Below are 12,728 nucleotides of genomic sequence, written 5' to 3' on the forward strand. Positions count from 1 at the left end.
CCTCAAAACTAGAAACAGGCCCATGTAAAAAGGGCCTGTTTCTAGTTTATAGCTATAAACTTACATATTTTCTGATGAATGATATACATCTACTACTTACTAGAATATCGCCGTCTGTAAAGAAGTATCATACTACCTGTTAGCAATAGTATACTACCAATCAACAGATACGTATACATGTTTGTTGCTGTATCAGGCAAGGATGCACCATCACCACTAGGATCGGTACTATCCCCACCAGAGCCTGGACTAAAGCCATCATCACTAGGATCGGTGCCGTCTCCATCAGAACCTGGCCCAAAGCCATCATCACTAGGATCGGTGCCGTCTCCATCAGAACCTGGCCCAAAGCCACCATCACTAGGATCGGTGCCGTCCCCATCAGAACCTGGCCCAAAGCCATCATCACCAGGAGTAGTGCCGTTTCCATCGCCTCCAGGTACAGTGCCATCCCCACCGGATCCTGGCCCGGAGTCATTATCTCCAGGTGTAGTACCATCATCAGGTCCTGAACCGTCATCATCTCCACCGGGTTTAGTGCCATCCCCATTTGAACCTGAATTATCATCATCTCCAGCATCGCCGTTTCCGTCACCCGGATCTTCCGGCAATCCTGTAAATTCTTCACCCAGCAAATCAACAATCCGTTCTTCTCGTTCAGGGTCGACGACTCCATCCAGATGTTCTTCTTCAACCATGTAATCCCTCAATTGCTCCCAGTCAATTTCTCCGATATCTCTTACTCGGCCATCATTATATACGTTTTCAAACGTTTCTAATCCATCACCGCCTTGTCCGGTAAATTCGTTCGTCGTAATTAAATACTCCTCATCAAGCTGTATTTCTTCCAATTCACCGTTATTCTCCACATACATCTGAACGATGCGATCTCCTGGTTGAGCTTCACTATCATAAAAGAACTTCATACCAGAGACGTGTAGGAAGCCACCATTTTCAGCAGGAGCCTGACGAACACTTTCCTCTAGAATATCTTTGATCTCTTGCCCGGTGACTGTTGCGATGACCGGATCATTACTGAAAGGGAGAACATTGATGACTTCACCCGTCGTAATTTCTCCTGCATCAATCGGTGCACGAATACCGCCGCCATTTTGGAAAGCAATAACTGTATCAGGGAATTTTTCCTGTGTTTTGGCAAGCATAGCATCTGTCACTAGGTTTCCAAGCTCTGTTTCATTGGCTCTGACACTGTCATCCCCAGGTTCATCCTGACGTGGATTGGTCAAATCTTTTTCAGCCACTGCCCCGATTTCTTCATTCATGACGTTATTAACTTGTTCTTGATACGGTTTTAGTGCCTCCGTAGCTTCAGGATCTGCTTCAAAGCTATCCACTTCGAGCAATTCACCATCATAAGCGGTGATTACACCATTCTCATCAAACGTCACATCAAGTGTGCCGAGATATTCGGCGTATTCTCCTGCCTGAACAATAATAGTTGGATCCGCATCCTCTCCGTCCGCATCCTCTGTCACTACTTCAGGGATACGTGTAGGCTCTTCCAATACAGAATGAGAGTGACCGCCTACAATCACATCAATCCCATCAACCTCTTCAGCAAGGCGTAAATCATTACCTATTTCCGGTGCACTGTCATAGCCAAGGTGAGTTAGAGCGATAATTTTATCAATTCCCTCATCTTCAAAATCCTGCACCGCTTGTTCGGCTGTTTCAATGAAGTCATCAAACGTAACCTCAGCCGGACTGGCAATACTCGCTGTATCCTCCGTATCCAAACCGAAAATCCCGACCTGTTCACCATCAATTTCTTTGATAATACTGTCGTGAATTTCACCGTCTTGTGGATCATCAACTAAGGATTGATTGGTTTCAAGCCCACTCATGAAAGGATCCTGTGAAAAATCAATATTCGTACCTAAAAACGGAAAGTTGGCATTTCCAACGAACTCCGATAGTGACGCATGACCATCTTCCTCATCACCTAAATCAAATTCGTGGTTACCGAAAACCATCGCATCGATATCCATTAAGTTCAGCAATTCTAAATCTGCTTGTCCCCTGAATTCATTGAAATACAAGGTACCGGAAAAAACATCACCGGCATGGAGAAGTAAGGAATCCGGGTTGTTCTCTCTGAATTCTTTGATTGCTGTCATCATTTTCGGTAGTGGCTCAACACGTGCATGGGTATCGTTCATATGCATCAATGACAGCTCAAAATTATCTTCCGTTTCTTCATCTTCTTCAGCAGCTTCCAGATCAATTTGCGTCAATATCGGGTCATGATCGCTCGCACGCCCATGCATATCCGTGAAGTCAGCATTGACATGCAATACATCAATCTCTGTCGCATCTATTAGATGATCTGACACGAGAACGTGATCAAGCACCTGGGAGTTTCCCTGAAAAAGATAGGAGTAGCGTTCTTCTTCAGGAACGGACATCATTGCATTGGTGAGTTCATCCCCTTCAAGAATATCCAGTGGCGCCGAAAATTCAAAATCATTCATATCCCCTAAGACGACAATATTTTCGTCCGGATTCTCCGTTTTGATATCAGTAACAAATTCATTAATGATGTTTGCCATTTCACGACGTTGCGGTTCGCTGCTCAACTCAGGTGGCTGATTTTGTCCAAACGCGCCATCATCCCCGTTTTTGGAATTAAGGTGGTTGGCTACTACAACAATACTCTCACCATTAAAATCGAACTGAGCTGCAAGTGGCTTTCGTGTGTTCTGAAATGCATCTTCATTTGGAGCTACACGCCCCGGATTCAATGTCAATTTACCTTCATCATAATCCGTTGCTTCTGTAGCTGTTCCATGTTCACCGTCTGTCAGTGATACTCGATCTGGATTGTAAAGAAAACCAACACGAATATTGCCGTTCGGCGCACCGCCATCTTGATTGTATTCGGGATCAATATTGGCATAATCGTAACTAGGGCCACCTTGTTTTCTGATTTCATCAATTAATCTTTTATAACTTTCAGAGGCATCCGCATCATCAGGACCTTGTTCTTGTCCATTATTATCCATCACTTCAACAATGCCCACAATATCCGGATTTTCCATATCACTTACAAAAGCACGGGCTATATTTTCCGCTTTTTGTTGCGAAGTTTCGCTTTCATTGGCTGAAAAGTTTTCCACGTTGTAAGTTGCCACCGTTAGTTTGTCATTATCTTTCGTGATCGTCGTTTGTTCTTGCTCTGTATCTCCTTCTTCAAAAGCAGATTCGACTTCCTCCAAGTCAGCGTAGACTTTGTAGTTTCCGAACCCGTAATTTACGACACCTTCAACAGGATCTGTGATTTGGTCACCTGTTTGGACGGCAAAATCTCTCGCTTCACCATTAGGATGTAGTTTAAATTGAATCGTTTGCGCGTTTGGTCCTTCTTCCGTTAAGCGAACACCGCCATTCGTTGTCGTATTTTCCGGTGTGAATTCTTCTGTTGCCACAACCAGATCGCCATGCTCTTGAGGTGCTACTGCCCGTGATGGTGCAACTTCTACACGCATCCCTTCCATACTTTCCCAATAATCAATTGCATCATTACTTGGTTCAAAACTGTCAAAGCCATCATCGCTAATGATATTTTCAGGAATATCACTTGATGTTAAGCGAACAGGGGATGGGAGTTCCACATTGCTTTCTGTCACTTCAACAATACCGTCCTGGTCATCACGTGCATTAATCTGCGTAACGGATAAATCTGTTTCAGTCCTATCATCATAGCCGTCAATATGATATTCATCGACTTCTCCAGTTACATGAACAAGATCACCGACATCGACATTATCCGTATTGCCTGTGTAGACAACGATACCTTCAGATGTTTTGCTATTTCCATCATAATCCGCTTCAGGTGTCTGCATATGAAAATAATGTGAACCTCTGATGTCATATTTATAGGTGACAATTCCTTCAACATTTTGTACTGTGTTGCCATTCATCGGTGATTCGTGTACTTCACCCTGAATATCGTGAATCATGACAGCTTCTTTGGGATCATAGACCGAATAACTAAATTCCGCTATGTTACTTGATGGTAAACCTTCCTTTTCAGCTACCGCTTTAATCGTTACGTCCTCATCAACTGTTATTGCTTCTCTGTAAATCTCACCATGTTCCGATGGGTCACTACCGTCTGTTGTGTAATAGATATCTGCGTCACTAGTCGCTGTTTCCAGTGTAACGTCTGAACTTGATGGAATAGAGCCCGACTCAGGACTGGCTACAGGCTGCTGGATGGCAGATGCATCACCGACAATATCCGATTGGTTGCGCGGAATAATCTGTTGTTCTGCGTCAAACTGTATTACCATTCCGGTAATTGAATCATAAGTGTTACCGGTTTCCAAACTTTGCTCTCCTGTTTCATCACGCACTATAAATGTATTCCCGTCTTCATCTTCAGCTGTATAATTCGCCCAACCATCTCCTTGCTCGACATCGGTTAGTGTGACATTATCAATGACAGCCAATTCCGATTGATGGTTTTCCAACTCATTACCAGTGAGATTCAACGGATCCGGAATGCTTGTATCTGTTGTCTCATGAACAGTTACGTCATCCAACTGTAATAATCCACGGTAGTCATTTAAACTTCCAGTCACGGTGATTTCATCGCCGACTTGCACATCAAGGCTTGTCGGTCGAAGGGCAATTGCTGCAGTTTCATCCTGGATTTGAATGGTATTTTTTAACTTTGCCGTGACAACCCCTTTTGTCTTTGCTTCTCCGGTGGCTTGCTCTCTTACATCCATAATGGACTGTAATTCGAGTGATTCATCCGATTCTGGTTCATCCGGTTCTTCAGAAGCAAGTTCCATATCACTCGGTTCCTTAAGGCCATTGTGATTGAAATATTCCTCCATAACACCAGTGGCCATAACCGCTTCACCAAGATTATCGGGATTAGAATTCAAACCGAATTCTGCCCGATAATCACTACTCACCTGAACAAACAGCATATTATCTGGATCTGTTTCGCCAGCTTCGTCTGCAAGTGCAACATTATCATCATTTGTAAATTCATTATCCGATACACTTCCGGAGCTACTTACATAGCCAACGATATGTGCCACAACTGTCTGTTCACTGCCATCATTATCCATTTCCAACGCTTCCTCGACAGTGATAGAATCGTCCGTTTCAGCAGCATGTATGGTCACAGACCCCGCTGCAGGCGTCCATATACTTATCAATAATACCAAAATCATCATCATACTATAATATTTTCTTCTAATGGGTGAGTGCATTCTCGATTCCTCCCTGTTCATTCTTTTCATCTATGAATGCTAGATCCAATTTCACACTTTGCGGATGGGCATAAGGGTGTGATCATGTTCATCTTTCTTCGAATAGTATATTCACACAGCGACCCAGGGCATACCCGACATCTTCAAACGGATAGCAAGTTGTGGCGACAAAAAGTTCCACCCCCTTTTTCCTATGATAGACATAATCCCAGAGCAGTTTTCGTATCTTTCATTTCATATGTATAAGTTTCATAAGATGTTGACATTATTATAGCCTCAGCTATTCGGGGAATGGATCTTTTACAGATATATTCTGACTTCTCACCTCCTACATCTACCATAACGAACAAATATTAAGACATGATAAATGGATTGTAAACATATCGTTAAGTTAATAGATTAATGGAATAACTTCTACTTCTATTGATCAAACCGATCTATCATTTTTCAGCTAACATTTGCTCCAAAAATCACTATCTTTTCCTATAAAATAAGTTGTTATCTCCTCCAATAAAATCATGATAAATCCACTTACTTTAACGTAAATAATGTTACGTATATTTACTAGATGCAAAAGCACTAATTTTTTATTAAATTCGACTCCAAATGGGATAAAAGTTTCATGAATTAAGGAAAATTGTCGAAGGAGCGTAGGATTGTAAACGTTTATTTGAAGTAAGAAGGAACAATAAATGAAATGAGATGGAACAGGTCTATATTCCCAAATGTGAAGCATTTTTGTACCCTAAACCGAAGAGTCGAACTGCATGGTTCTGCACAGAAATAAAAATCATAGAATATACTTAGCTTAAAATATACAAAATCGATCGGAAAAAGCATATATGGTTCAGGAAATAATAATTATAATATGACTCGAATTTGAAAAGAGGGATCAACTTGTATTTAACAATCGAAGGAGTGGAAAAGAGTTTCCAAAACAAAGATAAAAACGAATTAAAAGTTTTGGAAAACATCAATTTAGAAGTGGAAAAAGGGCAATTTTTATCTATAATCGGCCCATCTGGTTGCGGAAAATCCACCTTGCTATATTTAGTTGCCGGGCTTGAAGACATAGATGAAGGGCAAATCGCTGTTTCTGGACAAAAATTGACTAAACCAGGCCCAGATCGTGTTGTTGTTTTTCAGGAAGATGGACTCTTCCCATGGTCTTCCGTTCTGGACAATGTCACGTATGGCTTACGTTTGAAAAAAATACCAAAAAAACAAGCCGAAGAAAAAGCATTAGCCATGCTGAAGATGGTCCATTTAAGCAATTACGTTGATGCTTACCCTCACCAACTTTCCGGTGGGATGAAGCAGCGTGTTGCTATTGCTCGGGCGCTTGTCATGGAACCGGATATTTTATTAATGGATGAACCATTTGCTGCCTTAGATGAACAAACAAGAATGGTACTACACAAAGAATTACTTGATATTTGGCGTAAAACGGAAGTAACGATTCTTTTCGTTACGCATAACATTCGAGAGGCTGTTCTTTTATCAGAAAAAATAATCGTTCTGGAAACGCGCCCAGGCAAAATCAAGGCAACTTTTACAGTACGAACGATGCAAGACGGTGTCACTCCTGATAGTGTCTCCCTTTATTTAGAACAACAAATATTAGCAACATTAGAAGAAGAAATGGAAAAAGTACTAAAGGAGGAAATGGGAGATGACTACAGCTTTAAGACGGATCATCTTCATCGCGATTCTAGCAACGATATGGGAAGTCACATCTAGATTATTAGGTTTACCTGCTTTTATGTTTCCTGGTCTCTTCCAAGTGATAGAAACGTTATTCAACGGAATTGTTAGTGGTCAAATCATTGTCGCCATTGGGCAAAGTTTAGGAAGGCTGCTTATTGGCTTTACTATCGCAGTATCGCTAGGGCTCTTATTTGGTTATTTAATTTGGCGATATAAGATAGTGGAAGATACTCTTGGATTTCTTATTACAGCTTTACAGTCGATTCCTAGTATTGTTTGGTTTCCGCTTGCTATTATCTGGTTCGGGCTCAATAATTTTGCGATTCTATTCATTGTCACCATTGGTGCAACTTGGACGATGACGGTCAATGCAGTTAGTGGCTTTAAAAATGTACCACCCCTTTATCAACGTGTAGCCAAAACATTTGGTTCCAAGGGCTTACATTTTTTGCGAACGGTAATTATACCCGCATCCATTCCACAGATCATTTCCGGTTTACGCATTGCCTGGGCATTTTCCTGGCGCGCCTTAATGGCGGGAGAATTACTCGGAGCAGGAGGGGGCTCGGCGACCTGTTGGAAACGGGCCGATCTCTCGGACAAATGGACCTTGTCATATCTGTCATGATTATTATAGCTATTATCGGAACTATGATGGATAATGTGGTTTTCTTAAAACTGGAACGGCGTGTGCAAAGAAAATGGGGGTTAGCTTGATTAAATAAGAAGAATACCGAAGTTTGGACTATGCTAAAATTCGTCTCACTAAAATTATCTGGGACTGCGCTAATTCTCGTATCACCAAAAGATCTGCTAGTTGGTGAGCGCTGTGCCTAGTTATCGCAGACGTATGTTTCATGTAGCTTTGAGTTACTCCATCTTAAAATTTGAAAATGGACTAAATTGAAGTGGGAGTCTTCTAGCCTAAGTCCGATCATTTCTATAATCTTGACGAATAAGAAAAGATGGGAGAGAAAAAATGAAACGTTATTCGATCCTTCTAGCCATTATTTTTATGGTTATCGGTTTGCTTGCTGCTTGTTCACAAAGTGAAGAAATAGAAGAAAGAGATGGTAAGAAACAGATTACCATTGGATACTTTCCTAACCTGACGCATATTGCTACAATGGTTGCTTTAGAAAACGGTTATTTTGATGAAGCTTTTGGTGAGGATGTCGATTATCAGACGCAAATTGTTACGAACGGCGGACTATTTATGGAAGCAATGGCAACGAACGATATCGATGTAGGCACAGTGGGACCTGGCCCATTACTTAACTTTTATGTGAAAGATCCGCACTATCACATCCTCTCTGGTGCCGTAAACGGCGGTGCAGTACTCGCAGTTAGTGAGGAGAGTGGTATTGATGATTTAGCTGATTTGGATGGTAAAAGTGTCGCGATCCCTGTCATTGGTAGTACGCAAGACGTTATGTTGCGAAAAGCATTACAGGAAGTTAATTTAGAACCTGAGTCAAATGGTGGGACAGTCGAATTATACGCCGCTGATCCAGCAGATACAACGACCTTATTTGCACAAAATTCTGTTGATGCTGCTGCAACCCAAGAACCCTGGGGTTACGTATTAGAAACACAGGTAAATGGGGAGCTATTACTTGATTGGGAATCTTTCGCCTGGGGAAAAGATTCCACCAATACCGTTGTCGCAGCTACGGAGGCATTTTCAAATGACGAAGATCTCGCGGAATCTTATTTAACAGCTCATGAAAAGGCTGTTCAATTTGTCATAGATAATCCAGAAGAAAGTCAGGATATGGTCGTACAACATTTAAAGGATTTGACGGGGCAAGAGGTTAATAAGGATGAATTAGAAGCTGCTTTTAACAGACTGGAAGTTACAACAAATGTCAACGAGAAAGTTATTCAAGAAATGGCGGATATTAGTGAAGCGGCTGAATATATTCCGAGTAATGATATTGATGGACTGGTAGACTTATCTATTTTAGAGGAAATGCATGTCAGTGAATAAGTTTCGACTATAATGAGGATTCGTTCTGGAAGAAGTTTTATTGGTTTAATGTCTCATAACAAACTAGATAAAAGACATTGTAGCATCCTACATTTCATATGGGGTGCTTTTTCTTATTTTTTCCAAGCATCGGTATTGATTTTTTTCTTCATATCAAATTGGACGTATAAGGCGCAATAACAGTATATAGAAAAATTACTTATAAAAAGGAAATAGTTGCACACATTATAAATAGGTGTACAACGAATAAAGATATGTTACAATGTGCCAAACTGTATGAAAGAGAAAGGAGAATGAAATTGAATAAAAAATGGTTGTTAAGTTTATCATTTGCTGTACTTATAGCTGTAATGGCAGCATGTGGTGATACAGAAGAGTCAGCTGAAGATAATAATGAGGATGCAGAAACACAGGAGGAAGAATCTGCTGAGGAAGGTGAAGGTGAGGAGGCAGCTCCTGAAATGCCTGAGCCAGACTTAGAAGGCATTCCTGACGTTGTTGCAGAGGTGAATGGAGAAGAAATTTCGGGAGAAGAATTTGAAACGACGTACCAAGGACAATTCCAACAAGCGTCCATGCAATCACAGATGACGGGGGAAGAAGTTGACCAGGATCAATTAAAAGGACAAGTTGCCGAAAGTATGATTGGTACTGAGCTACTCATACAGGAGGCAGATAATAGTGATTATGATGCTTCTGAGGAAGAAGTCGATGAAACACTTGATGAATTAGTGGAAATGAATCAGCTTGAATCAAAAGAAGAGTTCATGACTGCTATGGAAGAACAAGGGATGGATGAAGAAGAAATAATGTCCCAGATTGAAACGCAAGTGAAAATAGATAAACTTATTGCTGATGAGGCTGGAGATACGGAGCCAACCGAGGAAGAATTAGAAGAACTATATGATCAGTTTGCTGAACAACAAGAACAAATGGGTGGAGAAGATGGCGAAGAGGCCGAAGTTCCATCTTTTGACGAAATGAAACCGGATCTTGAAGAACAAGTGAAGAGTCAAAAAGAAATGGAAGCATCAGAAACACTCGTTGAACAACTTCGTGAAGATGCAGACGTTACGAATCATTTAGCATAGCATAGATTATTAACGAAGTAACATTTAAATAAAAACGACCATCAGGATGTATCCCAATTTGATGGTCGTTTTTTAAATGCCTTGCAAAAATATAAAGTACGTAAAACTCGAAAATATTTCAGAAAAGTTCACTAATCTACTTTAGAATATGGTATAATATAGGTAGAGGTAATGGTAGCTAATTTGTTGAGGAGGGTTCAAAATGGGTAAAAAAATATTAGTGGCTTATGATGGTTCTTACCTTAGCAAACAAGCAATTCACGAAGCAAAATATCAAGCAAAACAGGAACCTGAAACCGAGATCCATGTCATTTCTGTCGTCAGACCAGCAGGTCCCAGCACCAACGCAATCATGCAGCGAAATATTGAAAAAGAACTAGCGGATAATTTTCGACCAGAAATGCAACAGATTAAAGAGGAATTTGAATCGGAAGGGATATCGATTGAAGCAGATGTCCTAATTAGTGAACATAAAAACCCCGGAGAAAAGGTTTGCGAGTATGCCAACGATAACGCGATCGATTTGATTATTGTAGGTAGCCGTGGTATTAGTAATGTGAGGAAAATATTTCTTGGCAGCGTAAGCAACAATATTGTGCAAAATGCAAACTGTCGGGTTTTGGTAATTAAGTAATATATCCTTGTATGCGGAATTTATACATGTGAGAGTATGACCTTGAATTTAAGGTCATGCTTTTTTGTGTCTAATACTTTGCATTGTTATCTTGCTCATGTGGATCATTTTCCTAGTCCTCCCGAATATTTTCGAATGAGTTAATAAAATTCAATTAAATAATCTGATATTAGAAAACTATTAAATTATTACTTTTATATACCGTTTGTAATATACTTTTAATATTAATGTAACCTAGTGTCTGGAAGATTGTGCTATTATGAGTTGTATCGAAAATTTAAGGGGGACTACATAGTGAAAAAAATAGTGGCTACGGTTGCTACAGGTGTCATTGTAGCTGGCTCTTGTTTAACAAATGTTTCAGCCGCGGAATATCAGGTTCAAAAAGGTGATAGCTTATGGAGCATAGCAAATGAACATAACACAACTGTTGACAATTTATTTGATGTAAATGATTTACAGTCATCGCTTATTCACCCAAATCAAACACTAGTCATTGACGAACAATACAAAGTAGAAAAAGGCGACACATTATCCGGTATCGGAAGTAAATTTGGTGTAGCGGTAACTGATTTGAAAGAATGGAATAACCTTGAATCAGATTTTCTCTTTATTGGTCAAATGTTAAATATTAAAGAAACAAATAGTGAACAGAACGATGCCCCTGTTACTCCAGTTCCTGATAACAAGTCAGCTGATGAAAGTGATCAGCCAAGTGAAGATGTAGAAGCTGAGGCAGCAGCAAAAGCACAGGAAGAGGCAGAAGCTGAAGAAGCAGCAAAGGCAGAGGAAGAAGCAAGAGCTGAAGCTGAAGCACAAGAAGCTGAAGAGGCAGCAAAAGCCGAGGAAGCAGCAAAAGCACAAGAAGCAGCAGAAGCTGAAGAGGCAGCAAAAGCCGAGGAAGAAGCTAAAGCACAAGAAGTAGCAGAAGCTGAAGAGGCAGCAAAAGCTGAGGAAGCAGCAAAAGCACAAGAAGCACAAGAAGCTGAAGAGGCAGCAAAAGCTGAGGAAGAAGCTAAAGCACAAGAAGCAGCAGAAGCCGAAGAGGCAGCAAAAGCTGAGGAAGAAGCTAAAGCACAAGAAGTAGCAGAAGCTGAAGAGGCAGCAAAAGCTGAGGAAGCAGCAAAAGCACAAGAAGCAGCAGAAGCTGAAGAGGCAGCAGAGGCCGAAGAGGTAGCTAACGAAACAACACAGTCTAATACGGAAGATAATACACAGAGTGAGGCTGCAAATGGTGAAACATTCTCTGTAGCTTCTACGGCATATACAGCTAGTTGTGAAGGATGCTCTGGTGTTACATCGACAGGTATTGATTTAAAAGCAAATCCAAATGAAAAGGTAATTGCTGTTGATCCAAGCGTTATTCCACTAGGTAGTGAAGTGTACGTTGAAGGCTATGGTCATGCAGTAGCTGGAGATATCGGCGGTGCAATTAACGGTAATAAAATTGACGTTCATGTTCCAACTCATGAAGAAGCTATTAACTGGGGCACACGTACCGTTAATGTAACTGTAGTAGATTAATAGTTAAATAAAGTTAAAATAAAAAGGAAAACATCTTTAATAATAAGGTGTTTTCCTTTTTTCTTTGAATCAATGGTTTTAAAAATGAATATAAAACTTACAAGCACATTCTTCCATTTAATAGTCAAAACTATGTTAGTATTAAATAAATAACGGGAGTACGTATAGATGTGATTTCTAGCGATACAGATCTCCCCTTGAAATTACCACATACAAAAGAAATCGTTTATCGTTTTCCGACAGAAGACTCCCTCTTCAATCGTGTGAAGGGCAAAGCTCAACGATAAGGGGGGAGATGAATGAAGGTTAGGCGATAGCCTAAAGGTTTTTTGCCGCTCCCTTAATATCTTAATGATATCATCCGTCTTAGATAAGGGAAAAGCTGACTTAGAATGAAATTAGATAGCAATAACCATTCCGTATTCTTCATGTATTACCATCTTGTTCTAGTTGAGAAATATCGTAGAAAAGTCTTGGTGACAAGGCATCTGACTATGCTAAGGATATTTGGTCAAGAAGTTTTTGCTGACGAA

General features: G+C 40.5%; 6 protein-coding genes and 2 pseudogenes. 7 read left to right on the plus strand and 1 reads right to left on the minus strand.

The genetic code is table 11. The features are described 5' to 3' along the window. Positions 1-92: 92 nt before the first annotated feature. Positions 93-5,249: a 5'-nucleotidase C-terminal domain-containing protein gene (locus KFZ56_RS06910; protein WP_222641119.1), complete on the minus strand. Its 5,157-nt coding sequence runs from the start codon at positions 5,247-5,249 to the stop codon at positions 93-95. A gap of 897 nt (positions 5,250-6,146) precedes the next feature. On the opposite strand from KFZ56_RS06910, the gene KFZ56_RS06915 reads away from it, so the two are divergent. The 7 genes and pseudogenes from KFZ56_RS06915 to KFZ56_RS20020 form a co-directional block, all read left to right on the plus strand. Beyond that, on the plus strand, positions 6,147-6,989 hold the full coding sequence (locus KFZ56_RS06915) for an ABC transporter ATP-binding protein (RefSeq protein ID WP_222641120.1): 843 nt from the start codon (positions 6,147-6,149) through the stop codon (positions 6,987-6,989). Beyond that, positions 6,922-7,673 (plus strand): annotated as a pseudogene (locus tag KFZ56_RS06920) (ABC transporter permease). Before KFZ56_RS06915 ends, KFZ56_RS06920 begins: the two are co-directional and overlap by 68 nt. Before the next feature lie 262 nt (positions 7,674-7,935). After that, entirely contained in the window at positions 7,936-8,946 is a 1,011-nt protein-coding gene (locus KFZ56_RS06925) for an aliphatic sulfonate ABC transporter substrate-binding protein (protein ID WP_222641122.1), read from the plus strand. A gap of 293 nt (positions 8,947-9,239) precedes the next feature. Then, positions 9,240-10,037 (plus strand): SurA N-terminal domain-containing protein, encoded by a 798-nt coding sequence (locus tag KFZ56_RS06930; RefSeq protein WP_222641123.1) that lies wholly within the window; start codon positions 9,240-9,242, stop codon positions 10,035-10,037. A 202-nt stretch (positions 10,038-10,239) separates the two neighbouring features. After that, entirely contained in the window at positions 10,240-10,671 is a 432-nt protein-coding gene (locus KFZ56_RS06935; protein WP_222641125.1) for a universal stress protein, read from the plus strand. A 294-nt stretch (positions 10,672-10,965) separates the two neighbouring features. After that, positions 10,966-12,195, plus strand: coding sequence for a 3D domain-containing protein (locus KFZ56_RS19800; RefSeq protein ID WP_222641126.1), 1,230 nt, complete (start codon positions 10,966-10,968; stop codon positions 12,193-12,195). Positions 12,196-12,587: 392 nt separating this feature from the next. Continuing rightward, a pseudogene (locus KFZ56_RS20020) lies at positions 12,588-12,712 on the plus strand (transposase); the annotation flags it as partial. Between the last annotated feature and the right edge of the window lie 16 nt (positions 12,713-12,728).

It is taken from the genome of Virgibacillus sp. NKC19-3 (genome assembly GCF_019837165.1).
GTDB lineage: Bacteria > Bacillota > Bacilli > Bacillales > Amphibacillaceae > Virgibacillus_L > Virgibacillus_L saliphilus.

Excerpts from the sequence above, each read along its gene's own strand:
- KFZ56_RS06925 (WP_222641122.1), top strand. The coding sequence starts at position 7,936 with ATGAAACGTTATTCGATCCTTCTAGCCATTATTTTTATGGTTATCGGT.
- KFZ56_RS06910 (WP_222641119.1), bottom strand. The coding sequence starts at position 5,249 with ATGCACTCACCCATTAGAAGAAAATATTATAGTATGATGATGATTTTG.
- KFZ56_RS06930 (WP_222641123.1), top strand. The coding sequence starts at position 9,240 with ATGAAATTGAATAAAAAATGGTTGTTAAGTTTATCATTTGCTGTACTT.
- KFZ56_RS06935 (WP_222641125.1), top strand. The coding sequence starts at position 10,240 with ATGGGTAAAAAAATATTAGTGGCTTATGATGGTTCTTACCTTAGCAAA.